Annotated in this window: 19 protein-coding genes and 1 tRNA gene; 10 read left to right on the top strand and 10 right to left on the bottom strand. The window is 62.6% G+C overall.

Features of this window, described 5'->3' with window-relative positions; all coding sequences use genetic code 11:
• Nucleotides 1-156 precede the first annotated feature (156 nt).
• Both B5F27_RS05665 and B5F27_RS05660 read left to right on the top strand, forming a co-directional pair.
• A complete protein-coding gene (locus B5F27_RS05665; protein WP_087246830.1) occupies nucleotides 157-1,812 on the top strand; it encodes a putative manganese-dependent inorganic diphosphatase in 1,656 nt (551 codons plus the stop codon).
• A gap of 35 nt (nucleotides 1,813-1,847) precedes the next feature.
• The gene (locus B5F27_RS05660; RefSeq protein ID WP_242956838.1) at nucleotides 1,848-2,174 is read left to right on the top strand and encodes an acylphosphatase; all 327 of its coding nucleotides are present in this window, start codon (nucleotides 1,848-1,850) and stop codon (nucleotides 2,172-2,174) included.
• 487 nt (nucleotides 2,175-2,661) lie between these two features.
• Here the strand turns inward: B5F27_RS05660 and B5F27_RS05655 are convergent, their stop codons facing one another.
• Nucleotides 2,662-3,327, bottom strand: coding sequence for a hypothetical protein (locus tag B5F27_RS05655; RefSeq protein ID WP_087365354.1), 666 nt, complete (start codon nucleotides 3,325-3,327; stop codon nucleotides 2,662-2,664).
• Nucleotides 3,328-3,568: 241 nt separating this feature from the next.
• Here B5F27_RS05655 and B5F27_RS05650 point away from each other — a divergent pair, with 241 nt between their 5' ends.
• The 4 genes from B5F27_RS05650 to B5F27_RS05635 are packed head-to-tail and all read left to right on the top strand — an operon-like array spanning nucleotide 3,569 to nucleotide 6,601.
• Nucleotides 3,569-3,796, top strand: a complete 228-nt coding sequence (locus B5F27_RS05650; RefSeq protein ID WP_087246760.1) for a hypothetical protein — start codon at nucleotides 3,569-3,571, stop codon at nucleotides 3,794-3,796.
• Nucleotides 3,797-3,856: 60 nt separating this feature from the next.
• Nucleotides 3,857-4,873: an ABC transporter substrate-binding protein gene (locus tag B5F27_RS05645; RefSeq protein WP_087365351.1), complete on the top strand. Its 1,017-nt coding sequence runs from the start codon at nucleotides 3,857-3,859 to the stop codon at nucleotides 4,871-4,873.
• The gene (locus tag B5F27_RS05640) at nucleotides 4,863-5,849 is read left to right on the top strand and encodes an iron ABC transporter permease (RefSeq protein ID WP_164488777.1); all 987 of its coding nucleotides are present in this window, start codon (nucleotides 4,863-4,865) and stop codon (nucleotides 5,847-5,849) included. Before B5F27_RS05645 ends, B5F27_RS05640 begins: the two co-directional genes overlap by 11 nt.
• A complete protein-coding gene (locus B5F27_RS05635) occupies nucleotides 5,846-6,601 on the top strand; it encodes an ABC transporter ATP-binding protein (protein WP_087246757.1) in 756 nt (251 codons plus the stop codon). The genes B5F27_RS05640 and B5F27_RS05635 overlap by 4 nt, the downstream gene beginning before the upstream one ends.
• A 72-nt stretch (nucleotides 6,602-6,673) precedes the next feature.
• Here B5F27_RS05635 and B5F27_RS05630 read toward each other — a convergent pair whose 3' ends face one another.
• The 3 genes from B5F27_RS05630 to B5F27_RS05620 form a co-directional block, all read right to left on the bottom strand.
• The gene (locus B5F27_RS05630) at nucleotides 6,674-7,411 is read right to left on the bottom strand and encodes a Type 1 glutamine amidotransferase-like domain-containing protein (RefSeq protein WP_087365347.1); all 738 of its coding nucleotides are present in this window, start codon (nucleotides 7,409-7,411) and stop codon (nucleotides 6,674-6,676) included.
• A gap of 186 nt (nucleotides 7,412-7,597) precedes the next feature.
• Nucleotides 7,598-9,340 (bottom strand): hypothetical protein, encoded by a 1,743-nt coding sequence (locus tag B5F27_RS05625; RefSeq protein ID WP_087365345.1) that lies wholly within the window; start codon nucleotides 9,338-9,340, stop codon nucleotides 7,598-7,600.
• A 5-nt stretch (nucleotides 9,341-9,345) separates the two neighbouring features.
• Complete coding sequence (locus B5F27_RS05620; RefSeq protein WP_087365344.1) at nucleotides 9,346-11,424, bottom strand: MMPL family transporter; 2,079 nt, start codon at nucleotides 11,422-11,424, stop codon at nucleotides 9,346-9,348.
• A gap of 209 nt (nucleotides 11,425-11,633) precedes the next feature.
• Here B5F27_RS05620 and B5F27_RS05615 point away from each other — a divergent pair, with 209 nt between their 5' ends.
• Complete coding sequence (locus B5F27_RS05615; RefSeq protein WP_087365342.1) at nucleotides 11,634-12,455, top strand: purine-nucleoside phosphorylase; 822 nt, start codon at nucleotides 11,634-11,636, stop codon at nucleotides 12,453-12,455.
• 67 nt (nucleotides 12,456-12,522) lie between these two features.
• On the opposite strand, the gene B5F27_RS05610 is transcribed toward B5F27_RS05615, so the two are convergent.
• From B5F27_RS05610 to tig, 5 genes are all read right to left on the bottom strand, one after another.
• Nucleotides 12,523-12,996 (bottom strand): DUF2798 domain-containing protein, encoded by a 474-nt coding sequence (locus tag B5F27_RS05610; RefSeq protein ID WP_087365339.1) that lies wholly within the window; start codon nucleotides 12,994-12,996, stop codon nucleotides 12,523-12,525.
• A gap of 598 nt (nucleotides 12,997-13,594) precedes the next feature.
• Nucleotides 13,595-14,146 (bottom strand): histidine phosphatase family protein, encoded by a 552-nt coding sequence (locus B5F27_RS05605; RefSeq protein WP_087246751.1) that lies wholly within the window; start codon nucleotides 14,144-14,146, stop codon nucleotides 13,595-13,597.
• Between the two features lie 61 nt (nucleotides 14,147-14,207).
• Nucleotides 14,208-15,110, bottom strand: coding sequence for a DUF4097 family beta strand repeat-containing protein (locus B5F27_RS05600; RefSeq protein WP_087365337.1), 903 nt, complete (start codon nucleotides 15,108-15,110; stop codon nucleotides 14,208-14,210).
• Nucleotides 15,111-15,170: 60 nt separating this feature from the next.
• A complete protein-coding gene (locus B5F27_RS05595; RefSeq protein WP_158098197.1) occupies nucleotides 15,171-16,292 on the bottom strand; it encodes a ketopantoate reductase family protein in 1,122 nt (373 codons plus the stop codon).
• Between the two features lie 229 nt (nucleotides 16,293-16,521).
• A complete protein-coding gene (gene tig, locus B5F27_RS05590; protein ID WP_087246748.1) occupies nucleotides 16,522-17,823 on the bottom strand; it encodes a trigger factor in 1,302 nt (433 codons plus the stop codon).
• Nucleotides 17,824-17,987: 164 nt separating this feature from the next.
• Here tig and sdaAB point away from each other — a divergent pair, with 164 nt between their 5' ends.
• The 3 genes from sdaAB (at nucleotide 17,988) to B5F27_RS05575 (ending at nucleotide 19,723) form a co-directional block, all read left to right on the top strand.
• Nucleotides 17,988-18,653 (top strand): L-serine ammonia-lyase, iron-sulfur-dependent subunit beta, encoded by a 666-nt coding sequence (gene sdaAB, locus B5F27_RS05585; protein WP_087246747.1) that lies wholly within the window; start codon nucleotides 17,988-17,990, stop codon nucleotides 18,651-18,653.
• A 24-nt stretch (nucleotides 18,654-18,677) separates the two neighbouring features.
• Nucleotides 18,678-19,562: an L-serine ammonia-lyase, iron-sulfur-dependent, subunit alpha gene (sdaAA, locus tag B5F27_RS05580; RefSeq protein WP_087365333.1), complete on the top strand. Its 885-nt coding sequence runs from the start codon at nucleotides 18,678-18,680 to the stop codon at nucleotides 19,560-19,562.
• 84 nt (nucleotides 19,563-19,646) lie between these two features.
• Nucleotides 19,647-19,723, top strand: a tRNA-Arg gene (locus tag B5F27_RS05575).
• 150 nt (nucleotides 19,724-19,873) lie between these two features.
• On the opposite strand, the gene B5F27_RS05570 is transcribed toward B5F27_RS05575, so the two are convergent.
• Nucleotides 19,874-21,228: site-specific integrase (locus tag B5F27_RS05570; protein WP_087365331.1), on the bottom strand; the 1,355-nt coding region annotated here is incomplete at its 5' end.

Genomic DNA, 21,228 nt, shown 5'->3' with positions numbered 1-21,228 from the left:
GGTCCTCTGTGCGGGATTTTCGCAGGGGAGCTATTTACCCCCGCGGGCGGATATGCTACAATAAAAACAGGAATGAGAAGGGAAAGCCAGCCCTCCGCGGCCCGTGCAGGAGGCCGGGAGAGGCATTGAATCCAATGGATGGAGGTAAATGAAAACATGCCCAAAGAAGCACATAAAGTGGTGGTCATCGGCCACCGCAACCCTGACACCGATTCGATTTGTTCGGCCATTGCCTATGCGGCCCTCAAGAACCGCACCAGCGACCTGGTCTGTGAGCCCCGCCGCGCCGGCAAGATGAACCAGGAGACCGAGTTTGTCCTCAAGCGCTTCGGGGTGGAGCCGCCCCGGATGTGCACCGACGTCAACCCCAAAATCCGGGATGTGGATTACCGCGAGATGGAGGGCATCGACGGTTCCACCAGCCTGCGCCGGGCCTGGCAGATCATGCGGGACCGGGATATCGACACCCTGCCGGTGGTGAACGCCGACAATGAATTGCTGGGCGTCATCACGGTGAAGGATATCGCCACCGCCAACATGGACGTGTTCGACACGGCGGTTCTGGCCAAGACCCACACCACCTACCGGAACATTCTGGAGACCCTGGGCGGCGAGATGGTGGTGGGCAGTGAGGACGGAGTTTGCACCGCAGGCAACGTCCATATCGGCACCGCCACCCCCGAAATGCTGGAAAACGTGGTGGAGAAGGGGGACATCGTCATCCTCACCAACCGCTATGAGAGCCAGCTGTGCGCCATCGAGCAGGAGGCCTCCCTCCTGATTATCTGCAACGATTCCAAGGTGGGCAAGACCATCAGCCGCATTGCCGAGGAGACCGGCGTCAACATCATGACCGCCCCCTTTGACACCTACGCGGCGGGCAAGCTCATCAGCCAGTGCGCCCCCATTTCGTACTATATGACCAGCGAGAACATCCTCAAGTTCACCCGGGTGACCCCGGTGGCGGATGTGACCCGCGTGATGGCCAAATACCGCCACCGCTATTTCCCGATTCTGGACGAGAACGGCAAATACTGCGGCATGGTCAGCCGCCGGAACATCATCAACCTGCGCAAGCGCCGGATGATTCTGGTGGACCACAACGAGGCCACCCAGGCGGTGGAAGGTTTTGACCAGGCCGAGATCCTGGAGATCATCGACCATCACCGGATCGGCAGCCTGGAGACCAGCGGCCCGGTGTATTTCCGCAATCAGCCGGTGGGCTGCACCTGCACCATCGTCACCCAGATGTACGACGAGCAGGGGGTGGAGATTCCGCCCCAGATGGCGGGCCTGATGATGGCCGCCATCCTGTCCGATACCCTGATGTTCCGCAGCCCCACCTGCACCCCGCTGGATGAGGCCACCGCCCGGCGGCTGGCCACCATTGCCGGGGTCAACCTGGAGGACTTCGCCGCCGAAATGTTCGAGGCCGGCGAGCGGCTGGACGGCAAGACCCCCGAGGAAGTCTTTTTGCAGGACTTCAAGGTCTTTATGTGCGGCGACCTGCGGTTCGGCGTGGCCCAGGGCAGCTACATGACCCACTCCAACCTGCAGGCGGCCCAGTCCCTGCTGATGCCCTATCTGGAGGAGGCCCGCCGCAAGCAGAACGTGGAGGATCTGTATATGATGCTGACCGAAGTGCCCCGGAAGGAGAGCGTGGTCATCTGCACCGGCCGTCACGCCCCCGAGATGCTGCGGGCTGCCTTTGACAGCGAGCCCCAGGAGGACGGCAGCTGGGTTCTGCCGGGTGTGGTCAGCCGCAAAAAGCAGTTCATCCCCGCCATGATGGACGCCTATCAGGAACTGTAAGAGAAACACCGGGAAAGGCCAGGTGAACAGGAACCGTGTTTGACTTTCTGAAACAAAAAGACCGCACCCCGCCCACCCTGCCGGAGGGGACGGTGCGCCGCCGCTACCGGGTGTCGGGCCGGGTGCAGGGGGTCGGGTTCCGGTACCGGGCGCGGTACGCCGCCGGCCAGCTGGGCCTGACCGGCTGGGTGGAAAACGAGGACGACGGCACCGTCACCCTGGAGGTCCAGGGTGATCCGCAGCTGTTTGACCGGATGTTTGATATGATCGCCGCCGGCGGATACATTGAGATCACCGGCATCCGCTCAGAGGAACTCCCGCCCGACCCCTGGTCCCGGGGCTTTTCGGTCAGAGGCTACTGAGCCGCCCGCCTGAGGCGGGGGCATTTCCCCCCGACCTGCGGTCTGTCCTCTTGCGGTTCCCTAAAGATTCGGCGCATCGGAATGGATGCTTGAATCTTTAGACCGCTGCGCCAACGGCAGCTCCTTGTTTCGTCCGCAGGACGCAGTCGCTGCTGTTGCCCCGCAGGGGCTCAAGACATAAAGTTCTCCCTTTTTCGCAAAGGCACTTATAACTACAGGGAAAATTGACTAAGCACAAGAGGACCGACCGCCTGAGGCGGGGGGGCATTTCCCCCCGACCTGCGGTCTGTCCTCTTGCGGTTCCCTAAAGATTCGGCGCATCAGAATGGATGCTTGAATCTTTAGACCGCTGCGCCAACGGCAGCTCCTTGTTTCGTCCGCAGGACGCAGTCGCCGCCGTTGCCCCGTAGGGGCTCAGGGCGTAATAACTGCAAAGAAAAAGCTCCCTCATCGGCCCGTAAGGCGGATGGGGGAGCTTTTGTCATGTTCAGGCCAGGATTTTCAGGGGGCTGTTTTCGGTCCAGATGGTGCCGTTCAGCAGGCGGGTCAAGGCCAGGGCGCCGTTGGCAGACACCCGGGCGGGGTCCAGGGCGAAGAAGTCGCTTTCCTGGAGGTTGTTGGGGTCAGCGGCCGTGTCAAAACCTACCACACAGACCCAGTGACCGTAGGTGGAACTGGTGGAGATGTGGGGATAGTTCACCACATCCCAGCCGCTGCCGGTCAGATGGTATTCCTCGGTGGAGGTGCGGTTGGTGTGCTTGGAGACGCCGCTGACGGTGGTATTCTGCAGATGTACAATCACCGGATGGCCGGCGGCCAGCTCGGTGTAGATTTTGGTGAGACAGGCGGACAGGTCGCCGGAAAAGCCGGTATAGCCGCCCGCCGACCAGACCGCGCCATTGGACCACATGCCGGCGCCGGAATTGGTGGCGCCGTCCAGAATGGTGCGGGCGTACCGCAGAGCGTAGAGGCTGCACTGGCCGGGGGCCTGGTTGCCGATGGAGAGGATCTGGGAGGTGTCAAAGGACAGAACCTGGATGCCGTACCAATTTTCGAGGCTGGCGCCAAAGGCGCGGGGCAGACAAGTCAAACACAGCGACAAAACAAGGAAAAGCGCTGCCAGACTGCGGCGGACCGGGGCGGCTGAGTGCATGGGAAAAACCTTCTTTCTGGTTTGATGTTCACAGTTCGGCAAAAGCCGACTGCCAGAAAGAAGTATACTATGAAAAAATGGTGAAAATGTGAGAGCCCCGGCGGATCGGGCGGAAAAATTGCGCCCGGTTTTTTGGTAAAGATTCACAATTGCCGCCGCCGCCCGGCGATGACAAACCAGCGCGGCTGTGTTATAATGAAACCTGTTCCAGCAAAATCACGTCGTGAAAGGAGAAGCTGTTATGGAACCGCTCATCAAGTTCTGGCTGTTTCTGTGCCACTGGGTGGAGTTTGACACCAGCGAGGAAAAAGAGACCATCGACGACATCCTGGAAACCCTCTCCCGGGCGGGCCTGCCCTATAAAGTCCGCACCCGCCGGAACAAACAGGGCCAGGAGGAGTATGTCCTCTACGTCAAGAATGCAGACCGGGACTATGCGCGCTACTGCACTGGCTGGCGGCCTTTTTAAAAGGCCCGCCGCGTCCGGCCTACCTCGGCAGGCCCCATCACTTTGAAAGGAATATTTCCCATGAACAAACACAAGACCCTCTGCGCCGCCACGGCGCTCCTGCTGGCCTGCGGCCTGCTGTTTGCCGGCTGCGGCCAGGCTTCTTCCGCGGCTTCTTCGGAGGCGGCGCCGGTCGCCTCTTCTTCCGCGGCTTCCCCGGAGGAAAATGCAGCCTACAGCTATACCTTCACCGATGACCTGGGCCGGGAAATCACCCTGGACGCCGCCCCCCAGCGGGTGGCCGCCACCATCGGCAGCTACGCCGATATCTGGTGCACCGCCGGCGGCAAGGATACCCTGTGCGCCACCGCTTCGGATGCCTGGAGCGACTTTGATCTGGGCCTGTCGGAGGATGTGGTGAACCTGGGCGGCGCCATGTCCACCAGCGTGGAGGACCTGCTGGCCAGCGAGCCGGACCTGGTTCTGGCCAGCACCAACACCTCCTCCAACCTGGAAATGCAGTCCATTCTGGAGTCTGCCGGCATTCCGGTGGCCTACTTTGGGGTGGATACCTTTGAGGATTATCTGCGGGTGCTGAAGGTCTGCACCGACCTCACCGGCTGCCCCGAAAACTATGAGACCTACGGCACCCAGGTGGCCCAGCAAGTGGAAGACGCCCGGGCCAAGGCTGCCGCAGCCCTGGAAACCCAGGACCCGCCCACCGTCCTCTACATCCGCGCCGCGGCCTCTCTGGTCAAGGCCAAGAGCTCCAAGGGCAACGTGCTGGGCGCCATGCTGAAGGACCTGGGCTGCATCAACATTGCGGATCAGGATGAGACCCTGCTGGAGGACCTGAGCATGGAGGCCATTCTGGCCGCCGACCCGGACAAGATTTTCTTTGTTCTGCAGGGCGCCGACCCCGAGCCGGCCCGGGTCCAGCTGGAGGGGGCCGTCCTGTCCAATCCCGCATGGCAGCAGCTGACCGCCGTGCAGGAGGAGAACTACTACTACATGGACAAGGACCTCTATCACCTCAAGCCCAATGCCCGCTGGGGCGAGGCCTATGAGCAGCTGGTGGACATCCTCTATGGCGCATAAAAAGACGGTGCTGAGGGTCACCGTTCTGCTGGCGGTGCTGGCAGCGGTGCTCAGCATCTGCGTGGGCGCTGTGACGGTGCCGCCCGGGGACCTTCTGGCCGCCCTGACCGGAAAGAGCACCGGCACCGGCACCGCCATTGTGCTGTATGTCCGCCTTCCCCGGACGGTGGGATGCCTGGTGTCGGGGGCGGCGCTGGCGGTGGCGGGCGTGGTGATTCAGACCGTGCTGGCCAACCCGCTGGCTTCCCCCAACGTCATCGGCATCAACGCCGGTGCCGGCGCGGCGGTGGCCCTCTGCTGTGCGGTGGCCCCCACCGTGGTGGGCATCACCCCGGTGGCCGCCTTTCTGGGAGCCTTTGGCAGCGCCATGCTGGTGCTGGCCATTTCCCAGCGGGCGGGTTCCTCCCGGATGACCCTGATTCTCACCGGCGTGGCCCTGTCCAGCATCTTTTCCGCCCTGGTGGACCTGGTGGTGACCCTGGCCCCCGACGCCCTGAACGGGTATTCGGATTTCCGGGTGGGCGGCCTGGGCAGCGTCACCATGGCCCGGGTGGGCCCCGCCGCCGCGGTGGGGCTGATCTGCCTGGCGGGCGTCCTGCTGCTGACCAACGAGTTGGACGTGCTGGCTCTGGGCAGCGAGACCGCCCGCAGTCTGGGCCTGCGGGTGGGGAAGATGCGGGTGATTCTGCTGGCTCTGGCCGCCGGTCTGGCGGGAGCTGCCGTCAGCGTGTCGGGCCTCATCGGCTTTGTGGGACTGATTGTGCCCCACCTCATCCGCCGGTTTCTGGGGGAGGAGAGCCGCCCCCTGGTGATCGGCTGCGCCTTTGGAGGCGCGGCCCTGCTGACCGTCTGCGACACCGCCGCCCGCACCCTCTTTGCCCCCTATGAAATCCCGGTGGGCGTGGTACTGAGCCTGGGCGGCGGGCCCTTCTTCATCTGGCTTTTGCTGCGGCAGAAAGGGGGACGGCGGCGTTGATCGAATGTTCTCACCTGAGCGCAGGCTACGACGGCCGCCCGGTGGTGGAGGACGTGAGCTTGTCCTTTCGGCCGGGGGAAGTGACGGTGCTGCTGGGGCCCAACGGCTGCGGCAAAACCACCCTCCTGAAAACCGCCCTGGGTCTGCTGGACCCGGTGGCGGGACAGGTCCTCTACGATGGGACCGACCTGGCCGCTATGACCCCCACCGAGGCCGCCCGCAAGGCCGCCTATATGCCCCAGAACCGCCCCGCGCCCCGGATTGACGTCCGGCGGATGGTGCTTCACGGGCGGTTCCCGTACCTGTCTTTCCCGCGGCAGTACCGGGCCGCGGATTATGCCGCCGCCGATGCGGCTTTGAAGGCCGCCGGCGCCGCTGACCTGGCGGGCCGGATGATGGATACCCTCTCGGGCGGCCAGCGCCAGAAGGTCTATCTGGCCATGGCGCTGGCCCAGCAGGCCCCCACCATCCTGATGGACGAGCCCACCACCTGGCTGGACCCCAAACACCAGCTGGAAGTGATGGCCACCGCCCGGGATCTGGCCGCCGAGGGCCGGGCCGTGGGCCTGGTGTCCCATGAACTGAGTCTGGCCCTGCGGACCGCCCACCGGGTGGCCCTGCTGGCCGGCGGCCGGCTGATGGCTCTGGGCACCCCCGAGGAAGTCTGGCAGTCGGGGGCGCTGGAAGAGGCCTTTGGGGTCCGGATCGGCCGGATTCAGGCCGAAAACGGCTGGCACTACTATTACCTGTGACAAAAAGAAAAATCCGCATGTTTCCAGCCGGAAACGTGCGGATTTTTTGTTGCAGAATGATCTTGCGGCGGGTTACCAGAGGGGCAGCTCCTCGCCCTCCTCGTTGACCAGCGAGACGCGGCCGTTGCTGAAATACCAGCCTTCGCCGTAGAGGGTCTCGTGGCCGTCCACACAGAGAATGTAGGACCCGTCGGGCAGGCCCATGAAGGGACGGCGCTTGCTGTCGGCCAGGGCAATGTCCATCAGGGGCTGACCGTCCACCGACAGGTCTTTGGAGTACTGATAGTGGGGCCAGATGCTCACATAGCTCAGGCCCAGGCCCGACATCCAGCGGCTGTAGAGGGGATCGGTGGCTTCGCCGGCCTCTTCGGGCTGGGCGTAGACGATGCGGGCGGCGTTCATGGAGCCGGCGCTGATGCCCACCGCAATGCCTTCGTAGCTCTGGATCAGGGCAGGAAGGCCGATCTCAGAGAAAAAGCGGTTCTGGGTGGGAACGTGGCCGCCGCCCAGAATCAGGAAATTGCACCGGGTCAGCAGTTCGCCGATCTCGTCTTTATTGCGGCTGTCGCAGGGAGTCAGACCGTCCAGACGCAGCCCTGCCCGGGCAAAGCAGCCGGCGAAAAAGGCGCAGGCCTCGTCGTTGGCGGCATGGGCTTCGGGGTCGGCCGCCAGATACAGCCCTTCGGGGGGCTCCTCGGGCCAGACAGCGCGCAGCTTGTCAACAAATTGGTTTTTGGGGTCCAGAGCAGCGGGCTGAGGGCCGGGTTCGAAGGGGCAGCCGGTGGGGCTGCTTGTCAAAAACAGGGTCATACGGATTCCTCTTTCATGGCCAGAAACAAAAAGCTACATCCGGCGGCGCAGAGCCGGCCAGTATGTACAGCGGTACTATTGTAGCACAAAACGCCGCAAGTGGGGAGTGCAATTTCCACCAAAAGAAAAAGTTTCACTTTTCACAAAACGCACAAAAGTGAAACTTTTCCGGAATATTCTTTTGTTTTAGTCCTCTTTGTAAAGGCCAAAGAGGTCCAGTAGCTTTTCCCAGAAGGTCAATTCCCTGGCCGGCTCTTCCTGGGCGGATGCACTTTCGTCCAGGGCGATGGGCTGGGTCTGGAGGGCAAACTGCAGGGCGGTGACGTTGGTGTTCTGGCTGGAAGTGAAGGAGGCGGGAGCCTGGCCGCCCGACAGGGCGTCCAGCAGGCTGCTCAGCTCCTCATCCAGGTGGAGGCTGCTGGTCTCGGTGTAGAGCTGGTGCGCGCCCGCCACCAGCAGGGCCGAGGCGGCGTTCAGCTGCTGTGCGCCGGCCAGAATCTGTTCCACGCCGGCGGTGTAGGCGTTGACGCCGGTGTCGAAGGTGCCGTACTGGGTGGCCAGGGTGGTGACGGCGTCGGACAGCAGGGCCAGATTCTGGAGCATCCCGGTGAGGATGGAGGCCATGGCCTGGATGCCGCTGTCAAAGGCGGCGTATCCCTCCCGCACCGCGGAAGTACCCTGGCGCAGGGTGCCGATGCCCTCACTGACGGTGTCCAGATAGACCTGGACCGCCCCGGCCAGGGCGGCGTTGCCCTGGAGCAGCAGGACAATCTGGCTGATCTGGTCGCCGATGCCGAAGGGCAGGCCGGTCAGATTCTGCAGCATGGCGATGGCCTGGGCGTTGCCGGCGGCCAGGGTGTCCAGATCCAGGCCGTTCTGGGCCAGAATGGCTTTGAAGGCGTCGTAGTTCACCTGGCTGTCCAGCTGGGCCACGCCGTCGTCCAGCTGGGCCAGACCGTTCCCGATCTGGCTGGAAGCAGTCAGCAGGGCGTTCAGCTGGTCATTGGAGGCGGAAATCCCCGACACGGCGCTCTGCAGCTGGAGCAGAGCGCTGTGGATGGCGGAGGAACCGCTGGTCAGCAGGCCGGACTGTTCGTTCAGCATGGCCAGGCCTTCCTCCAGGGCCGCGATGCCCTCGCTGAGGGCGGCGGTGCCTTCGTCCAGCTGGCCGGTGCCGGTGGTGAGCTGGTTGATCCGGTTGGTCAGGGACACCCCGTCGATGTCCAGCTTGAGCTGGAGCAATACGCCGTTGAGGGTGATGGCCGGCATGGTGAAGTTGGTCACGTCGGCGGCCACTTCCACCTCGCTGGTCTGGCCGGGCAGCAGGGTAAAGACAATCTGCCGCTGGCTGCCCACGCTGGCGATGGTGGCGCCGTCGGCACGGATGTTGGAGGCGTTGGCGGTGTCCAGGGTGACGGTGGTCTGAAGGGCATACTGGTCAAACCAGTCCCCGGGACAGTCGGGGTTGGGGCTGACGTTGATGCGGATGATCAGCGCGCCGCTCTGTCCCGCCAGTTCCCCGGCGGTTTTCTCGACGCCGTCCAGAATGTAATGGACCTCAATCAGCCAGGGCAGCGGGGTGGAGGGGTCCATGGTGCCCTCGTAATACACCGGACCGTCGCCGGCGGGGGTCACCGATACCGTGTTGTCCCCCTGGGTCAGGGGATCGGTGGTGGTCATGTTGCGGACGGCGGTGTAATTGCCGTAGTCGGTAATGGTGTCGCCGGCGGAGGCCTCAAAGTGGTTGACGGCATAGATGCTCTGGACGCTGCCGTCGGCGGCCAGCTTGCCGTAGATGACCTCCTCTTTGGGCAGGTCGTTGACGGCGGAAGCCTCGTCGGCTCCAAAGACCGGCAGGGCTGTGGTGCACAGCACCGCAGCCGCCAGCAGTGCCGCGGCGGCGCGGCGGGAAAGGGATGCAAGTTTCATGGGGTTCAGCCCTCCTTGGGCACAGGGGCGGAGGCCCCGGGCTTTTTGCGGGTGATGAGCGGGTCAATGAGATAGAGGATGCCGGGCAGGGCCAGCAGCACGATGGTCAGGGAAGCGATGCTGCCCACACCCAGGAAGGTGCCCAGCTGGCTCAGCAGCTGGTTGGTGGAGATGGCTCCCATCAGGAAGCCCACCACCGCCAGGCCGCTGCCGGTGGTCAGCACCGAAGTGGTGACGGTGGCCACGGTGGAGGCGATGGCCGGCTTTTTGTCCATGGTCTCCCGGTATTCTCGGTAGCGGTCGGAGAACAGGATGGCGTAGTCCACCGTGGCGCCCAGCTGCACCGAGCTGATGATTAGGTAGGCGATGTAAAAGACGGTGGTTCCGGTGAAATAGGGCAGGGCCAGATTAAACCAGATGGCGGTCTCGATGCTCAGCACCAGCACAATGGGCAGCACCAGACTGTGTTCCAGGGCCAGCAGGATCAGGAACACCGCTGCAATGGCCACCAGATTCACCTTGATCATGTCGCTGGTGATGGTGTCCATCAGGTCGTAGGTGCTGACCCCCTGGCCGGCCAGATACCAGCTGTCGGGGTAGTATTCCTGGGCGATGGCCCGGACGTTCTCCACCAGGGCAAAGGCGGCGTCTCCCTCAAAGTCGGCGGCCACCGAAATCACCATCCGGGTGTAGCCATCCGAAACCAGCTGGGACAGGGTGGCGTCGTCCAGATATTCGGGGGGAATTTCGGGCCCGGCGTTGTCCACATAGGAGATGATGCTGGTGACCTCGGGCAGGCCGTGGAGGGCGTCGGACAGCTCGCTCTGGGTGGCGGTGTCCCCGGCGGGGACCAGCAGGACATAGGTGTCGCTCTGGCCGAAGGTGTCGTCGATGGCCTGGGTGTCCCGGCCCACCTTGGTGTCGGTGCCGAACATATGGCCGGCGCCGTAGTAGTAGGTGTTGGCGTTGGAGGCCAGATAGGAGGGGACCATCACAATGACCAGCACCGCCACCATGGGCAGCATGATCCGGCTGACAAACCGGCCGAAACCATGGAAGCTGGGCAGCAGAGGCTTGTGACGGGTGCGGTCCATCCAGGGCAGGGCGGTGACCACCAGGGCCGGCACCAAGGTAAAGACGGTCACCAGACTCAGGGCGACGCCCTTGGCCAGGGCGCGGCCCAGGTCGGGGCCGATCTGGAACTGCATCAGGATCAGGGCCACAAAGCCGATGACGGTGGTCAGGCCGCTGGACAGGATGGAGGAGGCCGACTTGGACAGGGCTTCCACCATGCAGTCCCCGGGGTCTGCGCCGGGCCGGGCGGCCCGCACTTCCTCAAACCGGTGAATCAGGAAGACCGAATAGTCCAGCGACACCGCCAGCTGCAAAATACTGCCGGCTGCGCTGGTGACAAAGGAGATCTCCCCGAACATCAGGTTGGTGCCGTTGTTCAGCAGGATGGCCACACCCATGCCGATCATAATCAGCAGGGGTTCGGCCCAGCTGTTGGTGGTGAGGCCCAGAATGAAGAAGACGTACACCACCGCAATGGCGGCGATCTTGGCCACCTCCACCACGGTGGAATTGGTGGCCGCGGCGGTGGAGACTGCCGAGCCGGTCAGGGCGCCCTGGTCTCCCAGCAGCTGGCTGATGGCGTCCACCGCCTCGGTCCGCTCACTGTCCAGGACCGTGATGGTAAAGAGGGCGGCGCCGTCCTTGTAGTAGGCCTCCACCGTCTTTTGGTCCTGCATTTCCAGGGGGACGGTGACGTCCACCACGTCGTCCAGCCAGGTGACGGCGGTGACGCCCTCCAGCTGGGAAATCTGCTGTTTGTAGGCCAGGGCCTCCGGGACGGTGACGTCCTGCACCATGGCCCGCACGTTGGGGATGCCTCCCGCAAAGGCGTCCTCCATCACCTCGATGGCGGTGGTGGAAGGAGACGTGGGGGGAAGGTAATCGTTGATATCGTAGTTGACCGACACCAGCATCCACAGCACGGCGCACAGGACCGATGCGATGGCATAGCCGGCCAGCACCTGTTTGCGGCGCCGGACAACGGCGGCAAAAAAGCCTGTTCCTTTCATGAAGCGGTTCCTTTCTAAAACGTGTTCCCTGGGCAGAGTCTGCGCCGGAACATTCTGCCCTTTATTATAAGAGTTTTGCCAGAGAAAGGGAATGAACAACCTGTGAATTTTTTTGTACATAAGATAAGGTTTGTTAAAGGGGGACTGTATCTTGCAAAGCCGGGGGCCGAACCGTATAATAAAAGAAAAAAGCAAAGGAGAGTCATACCATGGAACAACTGTATGAAAAAGCCTCTGCCAGCGCGGCTTACCTGAAGGAGAAGCTGCGCTTTGATCCCAAGATTGCGGTGGTTTTGGGCTCCGGCCTGGGAGACCTGACCGCCGATTTCACCGATACCCGGGAGATCCCCTACGGGGATATTCCGGGCTTCCCCCAGTCCACGGTGGCGGGCCACAAGGGCGCCCTGCTGGAGGGCAAGCTGGGGGACACCCCGGTGCTGGCCATGGAGGGCCGGTTCCATTTCTATGAGGGCTACACCATGAAGGAGGTCTGCTATCCCTTCTATGTGTTCAAGCTGCTGGGCATCGAAAAGGTGGTCCTGACCAATGCCGCCGGCGGCGTCAACCGCACCTTTGAGCCCGGCACCCTCATGCTCATCACCGACACCATTAACATGATGGGCACCAACCCCCTCATCGGACCCAACGACGAGCGGTTCGGACCCCGTTTCCCGGACATGACCGAGATGTTCAACCACCAGCTTCTGGACCTGGCCAAGAGCGTGGCGGACGCCCAGGGCATCGAGTACAAAGAGGGCGTCTATCTGGGCTTCATGGGTCCCTGCTATGAGACGGCCGCCGAGATCCGGGCCTTTGCCGGCATGGGCGCCGACGCCGTGGGCATGAGCACCGTGCCCGAGGCCATGGTCTGCAACTATCTGGGCATCAAGGTACTGGCGGTCAGCTGCATCACCAACATGGCCACCGGCATCCAGACCGTCAAGCACAGCCATCAGCGGGTGCTGGAGATTGCCAACGCCGCCGGCGACCGGATGTGCCGCTGGCTGGGCGAAGTCATCCAGAAGATGTAAGCCCCATCTGCATACGATACAAAAAAGCGCCCCCGTTCCGGCGTCAGCCGGGGCGGGGGCGTTTGGATTAGCGGGAGGCGGGGGAGTCCTGTTTTTCGCGGAACAGGGTCCGGAAAATCAGCCGGACCAGAGGGCCGCAGTAGCACAGCTGCCACAGCAGGGCACAGGGCAGGTTCATGCCCCAGGTCTGGACCCACACCGCGAAGGTGTGTTCTTCCTTAAACAGGATGGTGGCGATCAGGCTCATGATGGGGCACATCACGCAGCAGATGCACCAGGAGATGGCGTAGGAGATGAACTGGGGGCGGTCGTCCGGTTTCATGAAGGTGAAAGCCAGCCGATGGGCCAGGTTGTCCACCACGAAGAATTCCAGAACAAAGGCGATGGGGGCCATGATGTACAGTTCATGGAGAGCCAGCGCGAAGGTTTCGGCGTGGACGCCGCCGGTGTTCAGGGCCACGTTGTAGACGATCATGCCATAGACCATACAGATGGCCATGATGGCGGTAAAGACGACGTTTTGCAGTTTGGTTTTGGGCATGGTAAAAAATCCTCCTGGAATGATTCCCCTTCCGGGGACGTGCACTGTGTTGTTCGTTATCATTCCAGGGAATGTGCGTTGCCAATCGTCACCATATGCACCAGTTGCATATTATAGCACATTTTTCCGCCCCTCGTAATACCTACTTTTCTGGAAGAAAAGTAGGCAAAAGACTTTTTACTGGGTACCATCAAGTTTCCGGGTCTCCGAAGATTTCGCGGGGCCTTTACGTTCCGGCTCGCTCCCGGCGTTTGGGCCTGCGGCCCGGTACGATGCGAGGTTGATTCGGGCGGTGATAGGAAAAACAGTTCGGGGTGTCCGAAGGACAGCCCGGGACGTCCCACGGTTTTCTCTCCTTTCTGCCCCTGCAAAAAGCTCCCCCGCCTTCATCCTGTCGGCGGAGGATCTTTTTATTGTTTGAGACAGTCGTCCAAATCTTCACACAGATTTCTCAAAAAGAGAACTCCAGGGTTATATTGGAGTTTGCATCGTATCCGGGCACAGCCCGGACCTGGGTGAGCGCGGCATAGTCTGCAACTCCCTGCCGCGTCATAAAGAGCGGCTAGAGTGTATGGTACCCAGTGGACAGCCCGGGGAATCAATAGGGTTTGGATTCAGGGAAATCGTAGCCGATCAAAGCGCAGTTGCCGATCCCGAACAGGGCGAATTCCTCATTGGTCATCTCGTTGAAGTAGGAGTGAACCATCCGGGCGATGCCGTTGTGGGCCACCAGCAGGGCGGTGCCGTCCTGCTGGGACAGATCGTCCAGCAGGCTGTAAATGCGGGCCGCCAGCTGGAACATACTCTCGCCGCCCTCGAACCGGTCGGCAAAGTGGAGCTTGGCCAGCGCAAAGGCTGCGTCGTTCCGTGGGGTGCCCTCATACCGGCCGAAAGCCTGTTCCCGCAGACGGGGTTCCACCGTCAGGGGCAGGCCGGTGCTGGCGGCCACAATCTCGGCGGTCTCCCGGGCCCGGCTCAGGGGCGAACAGAGAATCCGGGTGATGCCGTGGCTGTCGGCGGCCAGCTGCCGCCCCAGGGCCCGGGCCTGCTGGCGGCCCAGATCGGTGAGGGGGCTGTCGGTGACGCCGCAGATTTTGTTTTCCACGTTCCAGACCGTCTGGCCGTGGCGTGTGAAGTAAACCGTTTTCATAGCTCCTCCATGGGGGTTCATCCAAAAAGCCCGGCCCTGCGGGGGCCGGGCAGAACAGGCGTTACGGACGGACGGTCAGCCGGATGCTGCCGCTGGTGGTGGAGACGGTGCAGGCGCCGGCGTTGGGGGTGGATGCAGGGACATTCACCCGGCCGCTGGTGCTGGAAGCCGAGAAGTTCTTGCCCGACAGGAGAGAACCCTCCACCTCGCCGCTGGTGGTGAGGATGTTCAGGCTGGCGGCGTCCACCGATTCCATATCCACGTCGCCGCTGGTGGTGTTGATCTCGATGGCGCCGGAGGCGGTGGTCCGCTCCAGATCTACATCGCCGCTCACCGTCTCAGCCTTCAGGCTCTGGATCAGGGCGCCGGTGATTTCGGTATCACCGCTGGTGGTGTTGGTTTTGACCGCACCCAGCGCCGGGCTGCGCAGTTCAATGTCGCCGCTGGTGGAGGTGCAGTTCACAGCGCCGGTCACCGAGCCCATCAGATCGATGTCGCCGCTGACGGTGGTGAGGCTGGCCGCCGAGAAATTCAGCTGGCTGGCGCTCTCCACATCGCCGCTGGTGGTGTTGACGGTCAGAGCGCCGTAATCCCCGGCGGGCAGATAGACCACGACTTTGGGGTCGTCGTCATCATCGTGGAACCACCGCTCCCCGACGGTGGGCCCGGGGCGGGAAATGCTCAGGGTGCCGTTTTTGACGGTGACGGTGTGGGTGACGTCCTCGGCGTCCCGGGTGGTGACGCTGACGGTGCCGTCACGGGAAGCCCGCAGCTCCACGTCGGCGTAATATTCGGTGATGGAAATGTCGGTAAAGCCGGCGCTCACCGGATAATTCTTGGTCACCAGGGTGGCGGTGCTCCGCCAGGCGGCGTCCGCCACAAGGTTGGTGCGCAGGACTGTCAGTCCGCCGACAGCCACAACAGCCAGTGCGGACAGAACAATGGTGGACAGATGGTGCTTCATGGAAACAGGCTCCTTTCTTGTATAGGGTTCATGGTGGACAGGCCGGGTACAGGGCCCGGATCAGGCTTGTTGCTGGGGATCGCTCCAGCTGGCCTCAATGGCCCGGATGCGCTCATAGAAAAAGTCGTTGGCGGGGGTGGGCAGGCCGTGCTTGGCCGACAGCCGCCGGACCACGCCGGCGAACTCCTCCACCTCGGTGGGACGGTGGGCGGCCACGTCCTGGCCCATGCTGGGCTTGTTGTCCGGCTTGAAGGTGGGGATGGCCCCCGCCAGCCACTGGACGTCGTCGTCCGGGGGCAGGGGAACGCCCTCTGCGTTGGCCAGACGGATGACCTCCTGCATGGCCTCCAGCATTTTGGCACGCTCGGGGCCGTCCTGGGCCAGGCCGCCGTAGGTCATCCCAAAGGCGGCCGAGGCCTGGTTCAGGCCGTCGTTGATCATCAGTTTGTGCCACTGCTTGTAGAGGATGTCGGTGCAGGGTTCCCCCACAATGCCGCAGCGGTCCAGATACTGGGCCACTGCCGCCACCCGCGGGGTGATGGAACCGTCCTTTTCGCCGAACTGAATTCGGCCCGGCGCCTGGAACACCAGCTGGCGGCCCTTGCGGTTGGCGTCCATCCCGATGGCCACGCTCCACAGAGTGTGGCCGGGGTAGGCGGCCTCAATCCGCTCCTCGCTGGTGATGCCGTTCAGCAGGCTCAGAATCACGGTGTGGGGGCCCACAAAGGCGGCCATGTCCCGGATGGCGTCCTCCAGAGCGGTGGCCTTGACGGTCACCAGAATCAGGTCCACCGGCTGCCCGTCGGCGGGGGCGCAGTAGTTGAAATGACAGGGCTGGCCGTTGCACAGGACCGGCTCGGCGGCGTAGCGGGCGGCCCGCTCCGGCCCCGCAATCACCTGGACCCCCGGCATCTTCCGCCCGAACAGGATGCCCAGAGCGCCCAGCCCAATGAGGGCGCTGGTGCGGATGGGCCGGACCTTTTCCAGCCCGGTTTCGGTGCAGAGGACGGTGTCACCCTCCTGAATGCCGGCGGCCGTCAGAGCGGCGTCGGGCAGCTCCAGCGTCCGGGTCTGGCCCTGGGAATCGGCCAGAGTCACCGCACAGAGTACCGGCGCGCCCTCCGGCAGTTCTTCGCAGCCGTAGTCGGCCTCGCTCATCTGGGTCACCTGAAACAGTTCCATGGTTTTGCCCTCCTTTGGCATGGGTCCGGGACACCTGTCAAATATTTGATATTTTATCCTCATTATAACGGAGCCGAAACATCCCGTCAATGTGTTTGGGTCACAAAACCCATAAACCCGGTGAGAAAATATTGCCCCGCTTTTGGCAGAGTTGACAGGTCCCGCCCCGGAAACAAAAACCCCCGTCCGGAAAGGACGGGGGAAAGGTCGAATGGGATAAATTTCAGGCTCAGGCCTGCTTCTCAGTGATGGTGGAGTGCTCAATCACCCAGTCGGCAGCCCGGCGGATGGACTCATTGCGGCGCAGAGCCCGCATGTCGGTCTTGGACTTGACCTCTTCCAGGGTCTTTTTGGCCATCTCGGCGCGCTGGGCCAGCTGGGCGTCCAGCTCGGCGTCGGTGGGAACCAGCTTCTCGGTGTCGGCAATCTGGAGCAGAGCCATCCGGGCGCGGGTGTTCTTCTCGGCCACCTTGCGGACGGTGGCCTTGAACTCGTCCCGGGTCTGGTGAATCTGGCCCAGGTACTTGTCCAGGCTCATCCGCTGCATCTGCAGCTGCTGCTGGAAGCTCTGCATCTCGTTGTGGTAGGCGTTCTCCACCAGAATCTCGGGCAGCTCGCCTTCGGATGCGTCGGCCAGCAGCATCAGGACCTGGTTGCGGGCGTGGTTCAGGGCGGAGGTGCGCTTGCGGGCGGCCAGCTGGTCGTGAACCTGGGCGCGGTATGCCTCCATGGTGTCCACCTTGCCGGCCTTCTTGGCGAAATCGCTGTTCAGGGCGGGCAGCTGGCGGATGCAGACATCGTGGACCTTGATCTTGAAGGTGGCTTCCTGGCCGGCCAGGTCTTTGGCGTGGTAATTGGCGGGGAAGGTGACCTTCAGGTCGAATTCGTCCCCGGCCTGGTGGCCGATGACGCCCTCCTCAAAGCCGGGAATCATCCGGCCGCGGCCCAGCTCAATGGCCTGGTTCTGGGCGCTGCCGTTGGGGAAGGGCTCGCCGTTCAGATAGCCGGTGTAGTCCATGTGGACGATGTTGCCCTTGACGGCGGGACCCTTGTGGGGGACCAGCTCGGCAAAGCCGGCGCGGCGGCGCTCGATGACCCCGTTGACCTCCTTGTCGGAGGTGGCGGGGATGGTGCAGGTGACCTCAAAGCCGGAGGTCTTGGTCAGATTCAGCTCGGGCTGCAGGGCGACGGTGGCGGTGGCCACAAAGCCGTCCTCTTTCTTGACGCTGACCAGATCGTAGCTGGGCTCGTCCACCGGGCGCAGGTTGCCGTCGGCCAGAGCCTTTTCGTACAGGCCGGGGACGTCACGGTCCATCAGGTCGTTGATGGCGTCGTACCAGAAGATGTGTTCGCCCCGGTCCGCCTCGATCTGGGCGCGGTCGGCCTGGCCCTTGGCAAAGCCCTTGATCGTAAAGGTGTCCCGTGTGCGCTGATATACGGCCTCGGCGGCCTCCTCCAGCTCGGCGGCTGAGGCGCTGAAGGTCATCTTGCAGACGTTCTTTTCAGGCGTTTCTACACTTACCAATTTCATAGTCGATCTTACCCTCCGTGCAGCCCCCTACGGGCGCAGTATAGTCAATTTAAAATTATTATAGCACATATAACGCAAAAGCGGTATAATAAAATTGTAATTTTCTGCGCGCAGCCCCCGGGTGAGCGCGCCAAACCCACAACGAAAGGCAAGGTTTTGCAACGATGCGCCTATTTGACGTACTGGGCCCGGTGATGATCGGCCCATCCTCCAGCCATACGGCCGGCGCGGCCCGGATCGGCCGCACGGCGCGCCAGCTTCTGGGTGAAGCGCCCCTGCGCGCTGATATTGGCCTGTACGGCAGTTTTGCCACCACCGGCCGGGGCCACGGCACCGACCGTGCCATTGTGGCGGGCCTGCTGGATATGAAGCCGGACGACCCCCGCCTGCCCGACAGTTTCGCCCTGGCCGAGGAGGCCGGGATGGAGTTCGTGATTCATTCGGTGGAGCTGCGTGCAGCCCATCCCAACACCGCCGTCCTGACCCTGGAAGGCAAGCGCCGGAAGCTGAGCCTGACGGCGGCCTCGGTGGGAGGCGGACGGATTCGGGTGACCTCCATTGATGGCGTCAGCGCCGACTTTGGGGGCGACGCCAACACCTTGATTATCCACAACGAAGACACCCCCGGCTGCATTGCCGAGGTGACCCGGGCTCTGGCGGCCCGGCGAATCAATATCGCATCCATGCAGGTGTTCCGCTCTGCGCCGGGCGGCGAGGCGGTGATGGTGCTGGAATGCGACAGCCATATTCCGGCGGACCTGGAGCCCCAGCTGGGGGCGGTGTCCGGCATCCACAAGGTCACCTGCCTGAATGTGGATGACACCCCGTAACGACGAAAAAAGAGAGGGAAGAAGATGTCCTTTTTATCCTGTGCCGAGATGTTGACCTATGCCCATGAACAGGGGTGCAGCCTGGCCCAAGCGGTGCTGCGCAGCGACCTGGCCGAGAGCCGCCTCACTGAGGCGGACAGCCGGGCCGAGATGCGGCGGCTGTGGCAGGTGATGCAGGCCACCAGCCGGGACTATGACCCTGACCGCCGCAGCCGCAGCGGCCTGGTGGGCGGCGACGCCGCCAAAGTGGAGCGGGCGGCCGCAGCCGGCCAGCTGCTGGGCGGGGAATACCTGTCGGCGGTGACGGCGGAAGCCTTGAAAACCGCCGAGTGCAACGCCTGCATGAAGCGGATTGTGGCGGCCCCCACGGCGGGCAGCTGCGGCGTTCTGCCGGCGGTGCTGCTGCCTCTGGCCCGGATGGGGGAGGCGGACGACGACGCCATCTGTGACGCCCTGTATGTGGCGGCGGGCTTTGGGCAGGTGATTGCCGCCCGGGCCACCCTGGCGGGCGCAGAGGGCGGCTGTCAGGCCGAGGTGGGCGCGGCCAGCGCCATGGCCGCCGCTGCCCTGTGTTATTTGAAGGGCGGCACCCCCGCATCCTGCGCCTCCGCTGCCGCCATGGCCCTGGGCAACCTGCTGGGCCTGGTCTGCGACCCGGTGGCCGGCCTGGTGGAGGTGCCCTGCGTCAAGCGGAACGTGGTGGGCGCGGTGAATGCCGTGGCCTGCGCCAATATGGCCCTGTCGGGGATTGACAGCGCCATTCCCTGCGACGAGGTCATTGACGCCATGGGCCGCGTGGGCCTGCAGCTGTCCCCGGATTTGCGGGAAACCGGCGCCGGCGGCCTGGCCGCCACCCCCACCGGACGGGCCATTGCCCGCCGTCTGGCCAGCGAGGCCGGAGGGGTCTAAAAATTTTTTAAAATATTTTTCAAAAACCCATTGACAAATGGCCGAACTGATGGTAGAATATGTTTCGTTCCGAACGGAACACATGCGTTGGTAGCTCAGCTGGATAGAGTGACTGACTACGAATCAGTAGGCCGGGGGTTCGAGTCCCTTCCATCGCACCAGAAAATGCCGTGAAATCGAAAGATTTCATGGCTTTTTTGTTTTGTAAGCCATGGGTGCACGGTTTCTGCACGGTTTTTGCACGGTCGGTGTTTTCCATGTCCGATTATGTAGGGCGCTGTATTGCATTGCAATCAGTGCCCTTTTTTGCATCAGGTGAGCAGTGCCAGGCGCAGTTTTGCCTTCATTTCCGGGTCAGCATCCTTGAGCAATTCCAAAAGAGCCGTCATGGAGATGGTAGGTTCGCCTGCGGCGGGTACAGCCTGCGGGCTGGGGGTGTCGGGCTTGGCATAGAAGCCACTTTCAAACTTTTTGCCCAGCTCTTTGCGGGAAGTCTGCTGGATATGGGCGTAGGTGTTGACCAGCATGTTGGCGCTGGCATGACCTGTTGTGCCCTGGACAGCCTTCACATCACCGCCTGAGATCATAAGCTGATAGGTGGCGCTGGAATGCCGCAGCCCGTGGAAGACGATGCGGGGGAACTCCGGGTGAGCGTCCTGCCACTTGAGGAATTTCTTGCGGATCAGGACTGGCTCCACGGCCTGACCATTGGGCAGGCGAAGCAGCATTCCGCTGTCGTGGTAGCGGTCCGGGGCGAGGGCTTCGTCTGCTTTCAGACGGTCCAGCCAGTGTTTCAGCTCCTCCCGGAGAGCGGTCGTCAGGAAAATGACCCGACGGGAAGCATCCGTTTTGGTGGTTTTCAGGACCAGAAGCGTTTTGCTTCCTTCTCGTTTGTCCTCGAAGGATTTCAAAATGCTCCCGTCTCCAACTTGGCTCAGAGATGCCTTTTGGACCCGCTGCATGGATTTATTGACTGAAAAGGTGCCGATTCCGCCAGCAGCATCAAAGTCTATGTCCTCCGGGGTCAGCCCGGTAACCTCTCCTTCCCGCAGTGCACCCACAAGGGTTAGGTGGACGGCCAGGTGGAGGATGGGGTCCTCCATGCTGGCCAGTGCCGCCCGCATTTCTTCCACTGTCCAGATGCTCCGTTCCTGGGTGGTCTTTTTGGGGCCTTCCAGGGGGACGGGACTTTTCAGAAGGACTCCCCATTCCACCGCATAGAGGAACGCGGTGTGCAGCAGCCGATGGACCTCATGGATGGTGGTGCCGGACAGCAGACGCTGTTTCTGCTTGGGGGTGAGCTTCTGCTTTTTGCCCTCAATATACTGTCCACAGGGCGTTTTGCTCAGGGTACTGTACAGATTCTCCAGGTGATAGGGCTTCAGCTTCTGCATCTCGAAGCTGCCGATATAGGGGAGGATGAGATTCTGGATGGTGGACAGGTTGGACTGGTAGGTTTTGGGAGCCCACTTATGCTTGGTGCACTGCTTGGGCAGCCAGTTCATCAGGAATTCGCCGACCGTTATGGTGGACGGAATTAAAAAAGTTCCGCTGGCCAGCTCGTGTTCCACCTGCTTTTTGCGGTTCATCGCCTCCTCTTTGGTGGGAAAGCTCTCCCATTTGTCGCAGCTTTTGCCGTGCTCATCGAGATAGGTGTAGCGGACGC

Origin of the sequence: Faecalibacterium sp. An192, from assembly GCF_002160175.1 — a bacterium.
In the GTDB taxonomy this organism is placed as follows: Bacteria; Bacillota; Clostridia; order Oscillospirales; family Ruminococcaceae; genus Faecalibacterium.
Note: the sequence above shows the minus strand (reverse complement) of the source record. Positions and strands in the feature narration are given on the sequence as shown.